This is a genomic window from Streptomyces sp. NPDC028928 (genome assembly GCF_055564915.1).
The window spans coordinates 26,342-40,819 of sequence record NZ_JBVHVI010000022.1 but is presented as its reverse complement, the minus strand read 5'-3'; the positions used below and the strand labels follow the sequence as shown (position 1 = coordinate 40,819).

Annotated in this window: 13 protein-coding genes; 2 read left to right on the top strand and 11 right to left on the bottom strand. The window is 70.1% G+C overall.

Translation table 11 applies throughout. The features are described from left to right. Positions 1 to 57 precede the first annotated feature (57 nt). From pyk to pta, 3 genes are all read right to left on the bottom strand, one after another. Positions 58 to 1,485: a pyruvate kinase gene (pyk, locus tag ACZ4U1_RS37115; RefSeq protein WP_467908577.1), complete on the bottom strand. Its 1,428-nt coding sequence runs from the start codon at positions 1,483 to 1,485 to the stop codon at positions 58 to 60. A gap of 84 nt (positions 1,486 to 1,569) precedes the next feature. Continuing rightward, positions 1,570 to 2,781 carry an acetate kinase gene (locus tag ACZ4U1_RS37110; protein WP_467908576.1) on the bottom strand — a complete coding sequence of 404 codons (1,212 nt, stop codon included), beginning with the start codon at positions 2,779 to 2,781 and terminating at the stop codon, positions 1,570 to 1,572. Further along, positions 2,778 to 4,868: a phosphate acetyltransferase gene (pta, locus tag ACZ4U1_RS37105; RefSeq protein ID WP_467908575.1), complete on the bottom strand. Its 2,091-nt coding sequence runs from the start codon at positions 4,866 to 4,868 to the stop codon at positions 2,778 to 2,780. The genes ACZ4U1_RS37110 and pta overlap by 4 nt, the downstream gene beginning before the upstream one ends. Positions 4,869 to 5,075: 207 nt before the next feature. Between pta and ACZ4U1_RS37100 the strand changes: the two genes are divergently transcribed. Beyond that, positions 5,076 to 6,101, top strand: a complete 1,026-nt coding sequence (locus ACZ4U1_RS37100) for an ATP-dependent 6-phosphofructokinase (RefSeq protein WP_467908574.1) — start codon at positions 5,076 to 5,078, stop codon at positions 6,099 to 6,101. 10 nt (positions 6,102 to 6,111) lie between these two features. Here ACZ4U1_RS37100 and ACZ4U1_RS37095 read toward each other — a convergent pair whose 3' ends face one another. From ACZ4U1_RS37095 to ACZ4U1_RS37070, 6 genes are all read right to left on the bottom strand, one after another. Beyond that, on the bottom strand, positions 6,112 to 6,807 hold the full coding sequence (locus tag ACZ4U1_RS37095; RefSeq protein WP_467908573.1) for a helix-turn-helix domain-containing protein: 696 nt from the start codon (positions 6,805 to 6,807) through the stop codon (positions 6,112 to 6,114). A 130-nt stretch (positions 6,808 to 6,937) separates the two neighbouring features. Further along, complete coding sequence (locus ACZ4U1_RS37090; RefSeq protein ID WP_467908572.1) at positions 6,938 to 7,765, bottom strand: carbohydrate ABC transporter permease; 828 nt, start codon at positions 7,763 to 7,765, stop codon at positions 6,938 to 6,940. Further along, positions 7,765 to 8,628: a carbohydrate ABC transporter permease gene (locus ACZ4U1_RS37085; protein ID WP_467908571.1), complete on the bottom strand. Its 864-nt coding sequence runs from the start codon at positions 8,626 to 8,628 to the stop codon at positions 7,765 to 7,767. Before ACZ4U1_RS37085 ends, ACZ4U1_RS37090 begins: the two co-directional genes overlap by 1 nt. Continuing rightward, positions 8,625 to 9,992 carry an extracellular solute-binding protein gene (locus ACZ4U1_RS37080; RefSeq protein WP_467908570.1) on the bottom strand — a complete coding sequence of 456 codons (1,368 nt, stop codon included), beginning with the start codon at positions 9,990 to 9,992 and terminating at the stop codon, positions 8,625 to 8,627. The genes ACZ4U1_RS37085 and ACZ4U1_RS37080 overlap by 4 nt, the downstream gene beginning before the upstream one ends. Before the next feature lie 106 nt (positions 9,993 to 10,098). Continuing rightward, positions 10,099 to 10,290, bottom strand: coding sequence for a hypothetical protein (locus ACZ4U1_RS37075; RefSeq protein ID WP_467908569.1), 192 nt, complete (start codon positions 10,288 to 10,290; stop codon positions 10,099 to 10,101). Positions 10,291 to 10,300: 10 nt separating this feature from the next. Continuing rightward, positions 10,301 to 10,759 (bottom strand): Scr1 family TA system antitoxin-like transcriptional regulator, encoded by a 459-nt coding sequence (locus tag ACZ4U1_RS37070; RefSeq protein ID WP_467908568.1) that lies wholly within the window; start codon positions 10,757 to 10,759, stop codon positions 10,301 to 10,303. Between the two features lie 275 nt (positions 10,760 to 11,034). Here ACZ4U1_RS37070 and ACZ4U1_RS37065 point away from each other — a divergent pair, with 275 nt between their 5' ends. Further along, positions 11,035 to 11,418 carry a hypothetical protein gene (locus ACZ4U1_RS37065; RefSeq protein WP_467908567.1) on the top strand — a complete coding sequence of 128 codons (384 nt, stop codon included), beginning with the start codon at positions 11,035 to 11,037 and terminating at the stop codon, positions 11,416 to 11,418. A 108-nt stretch (positions 11,419 to 11,526) separates the two neighbouring features. Here ACZ4U1_RS37065 and ACZ4U1_RS37060 read toward each other — a convergent pair whose 3' ends face one another. Beyond that, complete coding sequence (locus tag ACZ4U1_RS37060; protein ID WP_467908648.1) at positions 11,527 to 13,464, bottom strand: ATP-binding protein; 1,938 nt, start codon at positions 13,462 to 13,464, stop codon at positions 11,527 to 11,529. 139 nt (positions 13,465 to 13,603) lie between these two features. Then, the gene (locus tag ACZ4U1_RS37055) at positions 13,604 to 14,455 is read right to left on the bottom strand and encodes a 5'-methylthioadenosine/S-adenosylhomocysteine nucleosidase (RefSeq protein ID WP_467908566.1); all 852 of its coding nucleotides are present in this window, start codon (positions 14,453 to 14,455) and stop codon (positions 13,604 to 13,606) included. Between the last annotated feature and the right edge of the window lie 23 nt (positions 14,456 to 14,478).

The following is a 14,478-nucleotide window of genomic DNA, read 5'->3' as shown; positions in this document are numbered from 1 at the left end:
GGCGCCCCCTGTCGCAGGGGGCGCCCTCAGTGCCGTACACGGTCCGTGCGGGACGGGTCAGCTGCTCTGGCCGCCCAGGTGGTGGACGCGGAGCATGTTGGTGGTGCCGGGGACCCCGGGGGGCGAGCCGGCGGTGATGATGACGGTGTCGCCCGGGCTGAAGCGGCCGAGCCGGGCGATCTCCTGGTCCACCAGGTCGACCATCTCGTCCGTGGTGTTCACGAACGGCACGACGTGCGACTCCACGCCCCAGCTGAGGGTGAGCTGGTTACGGGTGCCCTCGTCCGTGGTGAACGCGATGATCGGCTGGATCGCGCGGTAGCGGGACAGCCGGCGCGCGGTGTCACCGGACTGCGTGAAGGCGATCAGGCCCTTGCCGCCGAGGAAGTCGGCGATCTCGGCGGCCGCGCGGGCCACCGAACCGCCCTGCGTGCGCGGCTTCTTGCCCGGCACCAGCGGCTGCAGGCCCTTGGCGAGCAGCTCCTGCTCGGCCGCGGAGACGATCTTCGACATGGTCTTGACCGTCTCGACCGGATAGGCGCCCACGCTGGACTCGGCCGACAGCATGACCGCGTCCGCGCCGTCCAGGATCGCGTTGGCGACGTCGGAGGCCTCGGCGCGGGTCGGGCGGGAGTTGGTGATCATCGACTCCATCATCTGGGTCGCGACGATCACCGGCTTGGCGTTGCGCCGGCACATCTCCACCAGGCGCTTCTGCACCATGGGGACCTTCTCCAGCGGGTACTCGACGGCGAGGTCACCGCGGGCGACCATCACGCCGTCGAACGCCAGGACGACGTCCTCCATGTTGTCGACCGCCTGCGGCTTCTCCACCTTGGCGATCACCGGGACCCGGCGGCCCTCCTCGTCCATCACGCGGTGGACGTCCTGCACGTCCTTGGCGTCCCGGACGAAGGACAGCGCGACCATGTCGCAGCCCATGCGGAGGGCGAAGCGCAGGTCCTCGACGTCCTTCTCGCTCAGCGCGGGCACGTTGACGGCCGCGCCGGGCAGGTTGATGCCCTTGTGGTCGGAGACGACACCGCCCTCGATGACGATCGTCCTCACCCGCGGGCCCTCGACGTCCAGGACCTTCAGCTCGACGTTGCCGTCGTTGATCAGGACCTGGTCGCCGCGCGAGACGTCGCCCGGCAGCCCCTTGTACGTCGTGCCGCAGATGTACTTGTCACCCGGCACGTCCTCGGTCGTGATGACGAACTCGTCACCGCGCTCCAGCTCGACCGGACCCTCGGCGAAGGTCTCCAGACGGATCTTCGGGCCCTGCAGGTCGGCGAGGACGCCGATGGGACGGCCGGTCTCCTTGGAGGCGGCCCGGACGCGGTCGTACCGCGCCTGGTGCTCGGCGTGGGTGCCGTGGCTGAAGTTGAACCGGGCTACGTTCATGCCCGCCTCGATCATGGCGACGAGCATCTCGTGGGAGTCGACCGCGGGGCCGAGAGTACAGACGATTTTCGAACGGCGCATGGGGCGATCCTATCGGTTTGTTTCGCTACGGAATATTCCGTCTGGCGGAAGATACAAATGAGTGCCACACCGCTCAGGTGCTATTCAGTTGTTCTTTCCGACCAGTGCGTAGGTCTGCGTCGCGATCTCCAGTTCTTCATCCGTCGGCACCACGGCGACCGCGACCCGGGCGGACTCCGGCGAAATCAGCCGCGGCTCGCCGCCGCGTACGGCGTTGCGCTCCGGGTCGACCGCCAGGCCCAGCCCCTCCAGGCCCGCGATCGCCGCCTCCCGCACCGGAGCCGCGTTCTCGCCGACCCCGGCGGTGAAGGCCACCGCGTCCACGGTGCCCAGCACCGCGTAATAGGCGCCGATGTACTTCCTGAGCCGGTGAATGTAAATGTCGAAGGCGAGTGCGGCCTCTTCGTCACCCTCGTCGATCCGGCGGCGGATCTCCCGCATGTCGTTGTCCCCGCACAGACCGAACAGGCCGCTCCTCTTGTTGAGAAGAGTGTCGATCTCGTCCATGGACATATCCCCAACCCGGGCCAAATGGAAGATGACGGCGGGGTCCACATCACCGGAGCGCGTACCCATCACGAGCCCCTCCAAAGGCGTCAGCCCCATGGAGGTGTCCACGCACCGGCCCTTCTCGACCGCGGACGCCGAGGCGCCGTTGCCCAGGTGCAGCACGATCACGTTGACCTCGGACGGGTCCTTGCCCAGCAGCCGCGCGGTCTCCCGCGAGACGTAGGCGTGCGAGGTGCCGTGGAAGCCGTAGCGGCGGATCCGGTGCCGGTCGGCGATCTTCGGGTCGATCGCGTAGCGCGCCGCGGACTCCGGCATCGTCGTGTGGAACGCGGTGTCGAAGACGGCGACCTGGGGCAGGTCCGGGCGCAGCCCCTGAGCGGTGCGGATGCCGGTCAGGTTGGCCGGGTTGTGCAGCGGGGCGACCGGGATCAGCCGCTCGATCTCGGTGAGCACCTCGTCGTCGATGACGGTGGGCTCGGTGAAGAACATCCCGCCGTGCACCACGCGGTGGCCGATCGCGGCCAGCTCGGGTGAGTCCAGGCCCAGGCCGTCCCGGCTCAGCTCCTCGGCGACCGCCTTGAGGGCGGCGTCGTGGTCGGCGATCGGACCGGTGTGCTCACGGGTGTCGCCGCTGGTGAGGCAGGTGTGCTCGATCCGGGAGGTCTGCTCGCCGATGCGCTCGACCAGGCCTGCCGCGAGCCGGCTGCTGTCCCGCATGTCCAGCAGCTGGTACTTCACCGACGAGGAGCCGGAGTTGAGGACGAGGACACGGGTGGGGGAGGTCACTGCTGGGCTGCCTTCTCGGTGGGGTTCTGGGCCTGGATCGCCGTGATGGCGACGGTGTTGACGATGTCCTGGACGAGGGCGCCCCGGGACAGGTCGTTGACCGGCTTGCGCAGACCCTGCAGGACCGGGCCGACGGCGATCGCGCCGGCCGAGCGCTGCACGGCCTTGTAGGTGTTGTTGCCGGTGTTGAGGTCCGGGAAGATCAGCACGCTGGCCTGCCCGGCGACCTCGGAGCCGGGCAGCTTGGTGGCCGCGACGGACGGCTCCACGGCCGCGTCGTACTGGATCGGGCCCTCGATCTTCAGGTCCGGCCGGCGCGAGCGGGCCAGCTCGGTGGCCTGGCGCACCTTGTCCACGTCGGCGCCCGAACCGGACGTACCCGTGGAGTACGACAGCATCGCGATCCGCGGCTCCACGCCGAACTGCGCGGCCGTGCCCGCCGACTGGATGGCGATGTCCGCGAGCTGCTCGGCGTTCGGGTCCGGGTTGACCGCGCAGTCGCCGTAGACCAGCACCTTGTCGGCCAGGCACATGAAGAACACCGACGAGACGATGGACGACTCGGGCTTGGTCTTGATGATCTCGAAGGCGGGCCGGATGGTGGCCGCCGTGGAGTGCACCGAGCCGGACACCATGCCGTCGGCCAGGCCCTCCTGGACCATCAGGGTGCCGAAGTAGTTCACGTCGGAGACGACGTCGTAGGCCAGCTCGACCGTGACGCCCTTGTGGGCGCGCAGGGCCGCGTACTTCTCCGCGAAGGCGTCGCGCAGCTCGGAGGTGGCCGGGTCGATCAGCTGGGTGTCGCCGAGGTCGATGCCCAGGTCGGCGGCCTTCTTGCGGATCTGGTCGGCCGGGCCCAGCAGGGTCAGGTCGCACACGCCCCGGCGCAGCAGCACCTCGGCCGCGTGCAGCACCCGCTCCTCGGTGCCCTCGGGCAGGACGACCCGCCGCCTGTCGGAGCGGGCCTGCTCCAGCAGCTTGTGCTCGAACATCATCGGGGTCACCCGGTCGCTGCTCGGCGCGGAGACCCGGCGGGCCAGGTCGGCGGTGTCGGCGTACCGCTCGAACAGGCCGAGCGCGGTCTCCGCCTTGCGCGGGGTGGCCGCGGTCATCTTCCCCTCCAGGGAGAAGAGCTGCTCGGCGGTGGGGAAGCTGTTGCCGGACACCGAGATCACCGGGGTGCCCGGGGCGAGGCGGGCGGCGAGGGTGAGGATCTCCTCGCTCGGCACCTCGTTCAGGGTGAGCAGTACGCCGGCTATCGGCGGGGTGCCGGCGCTGTGCGCGGCCAGCGAGCCCACGACCAGGTCGGCGCGGTCGCCGGGGGTGATGACCAGGCAGCCCGGGGTCAGGGCGCCGAGGAGGTTCGGCAGCATCGCGCCGCCGAAGACGAAGCCGAGGGCGTCCCGGGCGAGCCCGGAGTCGTCGCCGAGCAGCACCTTGGCGCCGAGGGTCTGGGCGATCTGGGCGACCGTCGGCGCGGACAGGGCGGGCTCGTCGGGCAGGACGTACGTCGGCACCGGCAGCCGGCTGGCGAGCCGCTCGGCGATCTCGTCGCGGTCCTCGCGGGCCACCCGGTTGGCGACCATGGCGAGCACGTCGCAGCCGAGGCCGTCGTAGGCGCGGTAGGCGTTGCGGGTCTCGGCCAGCACGGACTCGGTGGACTGCTTGCGGCCCCCGACCACCGGGATCACGGAGGCGCCGAACTCGTTGGCGAGCCGCGCGTTCAGGGACAGCTCGTCCGGCAGCTGGGTGCCGGCGTAGTCGGTGCCGAGGACCAGGACGACGTCGTAGTCCCGGGCCACCAGGTGGAAGCGGTCGACCAGGGCGGAGACCAGCTCGTCGGTGCCCTGTTCGGCCTGGAGCGCGGACGCCTCGTGGTAGTCCATGCCGTAGACGGTCGCCGGGTCCTGCGAGAGGCGGTAACGCGCCCGCAGTAGCTCGAACAGCCGATCGGGGCCGTCGTGGACGAGCGGACGGAACACACCCACCCGGTCGACCTGCCGGGTCAGGAGTTCCATGACCCCCAGTTCCACGACCTGGCGGCCGTCACCGCGGTCGATCCCGGTGACGTACACGCTGCGCGTCACGTGTCCACTCCGTTCCTCATATCGATGTCGCTCTGTCGCTTCTGTCGCGTCTTCGGCATAAAAATCACTCACCGAGGTGAGCGGAACCCTCTTGACAATACCCCCGCCGACGGATAAGGCGCCCGTCAAGGCTTCACCGGTCCGGCGGACGTGAAAGAATCGACACCGGCTCACCGGTACACGACAGCGAGCAGGAGACACAGCACGATGCGCATCGGAGTTCTCACCGCAGGCGGCGACTGCCCCGGCCTGAACGCCGTGATCCGGTCGGTCGTGCACCGGGCGGTCGCCCAGTACGGCGACGAGGTCATCGGCTTCGAGGACGGCTACCGGGGTCTGCTGGACCGCCACTACCGCACCCTCGACCTGGACGCGGTCAGCGGCATCCTGGCCCGCGGCGGCACCATCCTCGGCTCCTCCCGCCTGGAGCGGGACCGGCTGCGCGAAGCCTGTGAGGGCGCGGCCGACATGGTCGAGGAGTTCGGCATCGACGCGCTGATCCCGATCGGCGGCGAGGGCACGCTGACGGCCGCGCGCATGCTGAGCGACGCGGGTCTGCCGGTCGTCGGTGTCCCCAAGACCATCGACAACGACATCTCCTCCACCGACCGCACCTTCGGCTTCGACACCGCCGTCGGCGTGGCCACGGAGGCCATGGACCGCCTGAAGACCACCGCCGAGTCCCACCAGCGGGTGATGGTCGTGGAGGTCATGGGCCGGCACGCCGGCTGGATCGCGCTGGAGTCCGGCATGGCCGCCGGCGCCCACGGCATCTGCCTGCCCGAGCGCCCCTTCGACCCCGCCGACCTGGTCAAGATGGTCGAGGAGCGCTTCGCCCGCGGCAAGAAGTTCGCCGTCATCTGCGTCGCCGAGGGCGCCCACCCCGCCGAGGGCACCATGGACTACGGCAAGGGCAAGATCGACCAGTACGGCCACGAGCGCTTCCAGGGCATCGGCACCGCCCTCGCCTACGAGCTGGAGCGGCGCCTCGGCAAGGAGGCGAAGCCGGTCATCCTCGGACACGTCCAGCGCGGCGGCGTCCCCACCCCCTACGACCGCGTCCTGGCGACCCGTTTCGGCTGGCACGCCGTCGAGGCCGCGCACCGCGGCGAGTTCGGCAGGATGACCGCGCTGCGCGGCACCGACATCGTGATGGTGCCGCTCGCGGAGGCGGTCACCGAGCTGAAGACGGTACCGAAGGACCGGATGGACGAGGCCGAGTCGGTCTTCTAGGCCGTATCCGTCAGGTCCGCTTCTCCACCGCCACCCAGAAGTTCTCCACGATCCGGTCGAGGAACTCCTGGCCGGACCGGCTGGCACTCCTGTTGCCGCCGCCCCAGCTGAGGGTGGCGGCCATGTGCCCCTGGTAGTCCTGGTGCAGTTCCTGGAGCACCCCTTCGAGGACGCCCGTGTCCACCGGGGCCAGCTTCCGCACCGGCCGCACATAGGCCTGCCAGCGGGTGGTCACCGCGCTGTGCAGCAGCTCCGCCAGCTTCGCCTCACGGCCGGTGACGGCGACGAAGTCGGGCAGCGCCAGGTCCAGGATCCGCGCGAGCGCGGCCGACTGGCGCTCGTTGCCCTTCCACTGCCCGCTCTCCTCCGCCCGCAGATACGTGCGCAGGTCCATGCCGACGGCGTGGGCGACGTCCTCGGGCGCGACGGCACGGGCGATGCGGTGTTCGCGCAGGGTCTGCGGGCGGCCGAGGAGTTCGCCCGGAGAACACCACAACACGCCCGCGAGAGCGGTCAGTTCGGGATTGCTCGGGGCGGCGACACCGCGTTCCCAGGCGATGACCAGATCGGGTGTGACATACGGCAGCCCGTACGAGGCCCGCAGGCCGTAGGCGACGTGCTCGGGGCCCATGCCGAGCGCGGCGCGCAGCCGGCGGGCCGCCGGGGCGTTGAACGGAGGAGCTGAGGGTTGGCGCACCCGGCACAAGCTAGGGCGGCCCAGGCAGGATGGCTACGGTCCGTTCGGCCAGTATCACGGATCGTAGGAACGTACGGGTTGATCGCGTGAAATGAGGTGACACTCAGTGTCACCCGCTGTGACCTGGTGTTACTTCCGGTCACCCCTTCACCGCGCCACCCAGCGCGAACCCCCCGCCCAGCCGCCGTGCCACCAGAACATACAAAAGGACCACCGGCGTCGAGTAGATCACGGAGAACGCGGCGAGCTGGCCGTACGCCACCATGCCCCGGTTGCCGAAGAAGTCGTTGATGCTGACCGAGGCCGGCATCTGGTCCGGGGTGAGCAGCAGCATGAACGGGACGAAGAAGTTCCCCCACATCATCACGAACGAGAACACGGTCACCACGGCGAGCCCCGGACCCATCAGCGGCAGCACGATCCGCACCAGGGACTGCAGGGCCGAGGCCCCGTCCGTCCAGGCCGCCTCCTCCAGCTCCCTCGGCACGCCGTCCATGAAGTTCTTCGTCAGCCAGATCGCGAACGGCAGCTGGGAGGCGGCGAAGAAGAGGACCGTGCCCTGGAGGGTGTCGATGAGGTTCACCCGGACGAACAGGGCGTACACCGGCACCATGATCGCCGTGATGGGCAGGCTCGTCGCGAACAGGATCGTCAGCAGGAACGGCCGGTTCAGCCGGGACCGGAACCGGGACAGCGGATACGCGGCGAGGGCGGCGCAGCCGACGGTCAGCGCCGTGGCACCCCCGCACAGCACCAGGCTGTTCAGCAGCGGCGTGTAGGTGATGTCCGGGGTGAGGATCGCCCGGAAGTTGTCCAGGGTGACGCCGTCCGGAACCTCGACCCTGAGCCCGGCGTGCGGGTCCACGGCCGACAGCAGCACCCAGGCCAGCGGCAGCGCGAAGGTGACGGCCACGGCCAGCAGCGAGACATCGGCGGCGAGCCGCCGGGCGGAGCGCTTCCTTGCCATCAGACCTCCGTCCGCAGCAGCCGCAGATAGACGACCGAGAACAGGGAGCCGACAACCAGCAGGAGCAGGGCGACCGCGGTGCCGTACCCGATCATGCTGTTCTGGAAGGCCGTCTCGTACATGAACAGCGGCAGCGTCTGGCTCCGGTCACCGGGCCCGCCCCGCGTCATCACCCAGATCAGCCCGAACACGGACAGCGTCTGCAGGGTGTTGAGCATGAGGTTGGTGCCGATGGAACGCCGGATCATCGGCAGCGTGATGTGCCACAGCCGCCGCCACCCGCCGGCCCCGTCCACCTCGGCGGCCTCCGTGATCTCGGCCGGGATCTCGTCCAGCGCGGCGGAGTACACGAGCATCGAGAACGCCGTCCCGCGCCAGACGTTGGCGAAGGACACGGCGAGGATCGGCAGCGTGAACAGCCAGTTCTGCCGCGGCAGATGCAACCAGTCCAGGATCGCGTTCAGGGTGCCCTCGCGCCGGAAGAACGCGTACAGCAGGAACCCGGCCACGACCTCCGGCAGCACCCACGCGGTGGCGACGACGGCGCCGGTGAGGGTGCGGACGGGCTTCGAGGCACGCTTCATCAGCGCGGCGAGGGCCAGCCCCAGCGTGTTCTGCCCGACCAGCGAGGACAGCACCGTGAACACCAGGGTCAGCCAGACGGCGTTCAGGAACGCCTCGTCCTGGAAGGCCCGGCGGAAGTTGGCGAAGCCCACGAAGGAGGAATGGGCCTGCCCGGTCAGCTGGAGGTCGGTGAAGGCGATCCAGACGCAGTAGGCGATCGGCCCGGCGAGGAAGAGGAGCAGCAGGACCAGGGCGGGGGCGAGGGGAAGGGTCCGGACGGCCCGGTGTCCGCGCCTCACTTCTCGACCACTCGGCCGCCGGTGACGTCCTTGACCGTGGCGTCGTACGCGCTCGCCGCCTCCTCCACGGACAGATCACCGGTCGTGACCCCCTCCATGGCCTCCTGCACGGCGGTCGACACCTTCGGGTACGCCGGGAACGCGGGCCGGTAGTGCGTGCTCGCCACGAGATCGGTGAAGAATTTGATGCCGGGCTGGGCGCGGGCGTAGGCCGGATCGGCGGCGACGTCCTTCCGCACGGCGATCCCGGAGTTGGCGATGTACCACTTCCGGGCGTTGTCCTTCGTCTGCATCGTCCGGACGAACGCGAAGGCGAGGTCGGGGTTGCCCGCCTTGGCCGGGACGGACCAGGTCCAGCCGCCGGACATGCTCACCTTGCCCGGGGCCTGCCCGTGCTGGGTGGGCATGGCGGCGAGCCCCAGCTGCTTCGACCACTCGGGCCACTCGTGTCCGCTGCCCGGCAGCCAGGCCTGCGGCAGCCAGGACCCGTCGAGTGCGATGCCGAGCTTGCCCTCGGGGAGCAGCTCGCCGTTGACGGTGGTGTTGAAGTTCGGGTCGAGGGCGTCGGAGACGTCGGGACCGAGTTTGTCCTTGTAGACGGTCTCGATGAAGCCGAGGGAGTCCTTGAAGGCCTGCGACCCCGTGATCCACTTCTTGCTGCCGCTGTCGTACAGGGGGTCCTGAGTGCCGTCCCCCGTGCCGTACAGGAGCATCTCGAAGCCCTGCATCGTGGCCCGCTCACCGGCCGGCTTGCCGGTGTAGACGTTGAGCGGGACGACACCGGGGACCTTCTCCTTGATCGTCCGGGCGGCGTCGAGGACATCGTCCCAGGTCTTCGGCTGCCAGTCGGTGGGAAGCCCGGCCTTGGCGAACACCCGCTTGTCGAACCAGAGCCCTCGGGTGTCGGTCCCGTCCGGAACGCCGTACGTCTTCCCGTCCTCGCCCTTGGCTGCCGCCTTCGCCGTGTCGATGAACTGGCCCCAGTCCGGCCACTTCGCGAGATACGAATCGAGCGGCTTCAGATACCCGCTGGTGATGTCGGAGTTGATGAGGAAGGTGTCCTCGTAGACCAGGTCCGGCGCGGTGCGCGGGGAGCGGAGCATCTGCTGGAGCTTGGTGTAGTACTCGGCGTCCGGCGCCTTGATCGGCACGAACTGTACTTTCTTGCCGGGGTGTTCGTGCTCGAACTGCTTCTTGATCCCGGCGAGGTAGGTGTCCATCACCTTGACGGAGTTGTCGGTGGACTGCTTGTACGACACCTTGATCGTGTCCGGACTGCTGCCGGATCCGCTGCCGCAGGCGGTGAGGGCGGTGGCGGCGAGAGCGAGGACGGTGAGGGTGGCGGCGGCGGGGCGCACGGGCATGACCTCCTGAGCACACGTGGGGGTGGCGCGGAGATTGCTGCCGTGTGAAGGTAAGAGGAGTGGTCTAGTCAGGTCAATGCGCGTGCGCGGTATTGAGCCCTGTGGGCTACAGGAGGTGGTCCGCCTTGCCGGCTTTGATGGCGTGGATGAGGGCGCGGAGGGCTTCGCGGGAGTCGGTGAGGTAGTGGTCCTCTTGGCCGGCGACGGCGATGTAGGCGTTGCCTTGGGGGTCGGTGCCTATGCGGAAGCAGTTGTTGCCTTCGGCGCAGAAGGGTTCTTCCCAGTTGATGTCGGTCATGGTGGCTCTCCTAGAGGTCGTGGGCCAGGGCGTGGATGAAGTCACGTGAGGCGTGCGGCGTGAGCGCCACGGCTTGCGCCGCGTCCAGTTGGGCTCGGTACTTGTCCAATTGGGCTTCCGAGTCGATGAACTCCGGGCCATGCGTGCTGTCGAGTTCCACGGTGTCGAGGCGGGATACGGCGGCTTCGGCGTAGACGACGGACTGCCCAGCCCCCGGGAAGCCGCCCGCCTTGAACGGGATGACCCGCAGGGTCACGGTCTCGCGCTCGGACCTGTGCCGCCCTGGCAGGTGCACGGTGACGGCGATGCGTAGGCAGGTGGCGTGCCACTCCATCTCGGCGATGTCCAGGAAGGCGTCTCGGAGTTGCCCCCGGTATGCCTCCCACCACCCTTTCTGTCGCCCCGCGGCCTTGGAGGCAAGGGCCTCGACCAGGGCCTGGTCCGCGCAGCCTGATCCCGGCTGCGACACGCAACCTGCGCAACTCGGCACCGAGCCGGCGCTGACGCTCCGTAGGAGCGCTGCTCGGTGGCATCCGTCCTCCCGTTCGGCCGTGTGACGGGGACAGTTTGCCGCGTGATGGGCCGCTTACAGCCCGACGCCGTCGGAAGCGCATCGCGCGAGCCTGCCCGCGTTCTCCTTCCCTGGGAGGGGTGGGCCCGCGTCAGGGAGACAGGCCACCGGCCGCCGGTCGAGTCGTCGGCTCATTCGGAACCCTCTCACCTGTACCTGTCGAAGGAGTCGTCGTGCCCGCACCCGTCACCGTCTCGGCCTGTCCGCTCTCCACCGGCGAGCCGCAGGCACCGCCACCGTCCCCCGCCGCACTCGCCTACAGCCTCACGCTGCCTGCCGGGCCGACCAGTTCCCGCGTTGCCCGTGCGGCCGCCGAAGTCGCCCTGAAGACGCACGGTCTGGCCGAGATGACGGACGCGGGGGTTCAGGTGATCGCCGAACTCGTCGCCTGCGCCTGGAAGTTCACCGCCGACAGCGAGGTCTACGTGTCCTTGCGGTACCGGGACGGCGACGTACGCGTGATCGTCTACGACGGACACCCCCGGCTGGCTGCGGCCTGCGACACGCGGAGGCCGGGCGTCGCTGCGGGTGCTCGGGTGCGTGGTGCGGGCGTGTGAGGGGGAGTGGGGGTTCGGGGAGGCACGGGAGCCCGGGGGTGGGACGCGGATGTGGGCGGTGGTGCCTTGGCGGGGGCTCGGGGGTATGCGGGGGCGGGGTGAGGGAGGTCAGTCCGGTAGTTCGGTGGCCGAGGCGCGAGCTTGGGCGGCTCGGTCAGGTGCGTTGGCGAGGGTGAAGGCGTCGGCAGCCTGGAGGTAGGCGGTGCGGGCCTCGGCGGGGCGGTGGGCGGACTCGTGGGCGAGGGCCAGACTGTGCAGGGTCTGTCCCTCGCCGTACCAGTCCTCGAACTCCTGGCGGCGCTCCAGGGACTTGTCGTACGCCTCGATCGCGTCTTCCAGCCGTCCGGCCACATGGAAGGCGAGCCCTAGGTTGTTCCACGCGATGGCCTCGCCGTGGCGGTCCCCGGCGGTCTGGTAAAGCTCGCGTGCCCGGGTGTGGGCGTCGATGGCGTCTTCCGCCCGGCCCGCCTCCTCCAGGGCGAGGCCGAGGTTGTTCCATGCCCTGGCCTCGCTGTGGCGGTCCTCGGCGGTCTGGAACAGGTCGCGTGCCCGGGTGTGGGCGTCGATGGCGTCTTCCGCCCGGCCCGCCTCCCGCAGGGCGAGGCCGAGGTTGTTCCACGCGATGGCCTCGCTGTGGCGGTCCTCGGCGGTCTGGTAAAGCTCGCGTGCCCGGGTGTGGGCGTCGATGGCGTCTTCCGCCCGGCCCGCCTCCCGCAGGGCGAGGCCGAGGTGGTCCCAGGCGATGGCCTCGCCCAGCCGGTCCCTAGCGAGGCGGGCGGCGTCCCGTGCCGCCTCCGCAACAGTGATCCAGTCGTCGAAATACCGCCGCCAGGCCAGGTATTCCCCCAGAGATGCGGCCAGTGCCACAGCCGGGGGCGCGAATCGCTCCTCCCGCCCCCACTCCACCGCAGCCACCAGACCCGCGCGCTCCCCGTCCAGCCACGCCAACGCCTGCCCCCGCTCCCCGAACCGCTCCGGTTCCTCCCTTCCCGGCAGCCACCGCAACCGGTCATCGGCCGCCGCGACCCACCGCAGGTAGAACACCAGCACCCGTTCCCGCGCCGTCTCCCCCTCCTCACGCAATTCCGCGTCCCCCGCCACCACCCCGGCCCCGAACCCCCGCACCAAGTCATGCAACCGCCACCGCACCACGGAAGCCGTCCCATTCCCGCCCCGCACCGGCGCGACGAGATGTGTGGCGGCCAGATCCTCCAGCAGCGGCAGCACGGACTCCCTGCCGAGGCCCGCGAGGGCCGCGACCGCCTCCGTCCCGGTCTCCACGCCAGGAGCCAGACAGAGCAGGCGCAGCAGGCGAGCCTGGTCGGGTGGCAGTCTGCGATAGGAGGTCTCCAGTACGGGACGCAGGACGAGCGAGCGTCCGTACAGGTCCGCTCCAGGACTGCCGTGGTCGAGGACGGTGGCCGCATCTCCGGCGTCCCGGATCTCGGCCACCACGGACGCGATGTCCCGATGGCGCCGCCGGCGCAGCATGCCCGCCGCGATCTGCAACGCCAGGGGCAGGTGGCCGCACAGTTCGGTCAGTTCACGCAGTGCGGCGGGTTCCCTTGCCGGGCGGTCGTCACGTTCGTCGGTGCCGTGCAGGGCGCTGGTGACCAAGGCGACCGAATCATCCGGATCGAGTGTCTCCAGGTCGATCAGCCGTACCGGAAGGGCGTCGGGACGGTCCCGGGAGGTGATGAGCACCCGGTGCCGGTCCGTACCGGGCAGGAGTGGCACGTACTGGGACGGGTCCGAGGCGTTGTCCAGGATCAGCAGCATCCGGTCCCGCCGTTCGGCGAGGAGTGCACGGTACGCGTCGTACTGGCGCTCGGTCGTCGGCGGCAGGTCCCGGTCCCGTACGCCGAGCGCGTCGAGCAGGGCCAGGACCGCCTGATCGGCCGTGACCGGGTCGTCGTCGTACCCACGCAGGTCCACGAAGAGCGTCCCGCCCGGGAACCAGCCCTCCGCGCGCGCCCGGTGCGCCGCCTCCACCGCCAGCGCCGTCTTGCCGATGCCGCCCATACCGGTGACGGCGAAGATGAGCAGCGGAAGTGCCGTCGTGTCGTCCTCGGCAGGTGCCAGGTGGGGGAGCAGGCGGTCCAGCTCCGCCGAGCGGCCGGTGAAGCCGAGGGGGCGGGGTGGCAGGGTGGAGGTCGCGCGCGGGACCGGGCCGTGGGCCGTGCCCTTACCGGCCTCCGACCTGCTTGCCGATGACCGTTCCGTAGTAGGTCCCGCCCCTGAAGTCGATGTGGTCGCCGTCCCCGTGGCGTGCTTGGGGTCCCTCCTCGGAGTCGCCGGAGACCCCGCCCCTGGGCCGGTACTTGTGCAGCACCGCGACCGCGACGGCGGCGGCCTGAGCTGCCGCCCGCTCCTGGGAGCCGCCCTTGTCGGCCGCTGCTTTCCCGGCGTCCGCGTGGTCGCTGATGCCCCGGATGACAAGGGCGTCCCGGCCCTCCAGGTGGGCCGCGTGGGCCGCCCCCGAGCCCTCCATCTCGAACGCGGCGGCGTCGTTGTACCGCTCGCGGACGTGCCGGGCGACCTCGGACTCCGCGTCGGCGAGGACCACGTCTCCGGTGGCGATCGGCTTGAAGTGGGTCCGTACGTCGGGCATGTCCCGTACGGCGGCACGTGCGGCGGAGAGCAGGGCGTGGGAGCCGTACCAGGCCTCGGGCCGGTCCAGCAGCCCCTCGGGGGTGACCTTGCCCCCGTGGATGCCGTACACCTTCGTGCCCACCACCACGTCCCCCAGGCCGATGTCCTCCTTGAGACCGCCGGCCACGCCGACGAACAGGACCGCCTGGGGGCGCAGCCAGCCTATGAGGGAGGAGGTGAGCGCGGCGGTGTTGCGGGAGCCCTCACCCAGCTCGGCGGCGGCCACCCGCCAAGACGTACCTCGCAGGCGGCCCTCCTCCACGTAGGTCCCGTTGTCGGGGTGAGGCCGTTCCTCACGGTCCTCGATGTACGTCCGTACAGCCGCGTACTCCAGCGGGAGCGCGGTCAGGACCAGAACGGTGGGTTGAGTCTCCGGCACACTCATAAGGTACTGCCGGGGGAAGGGGT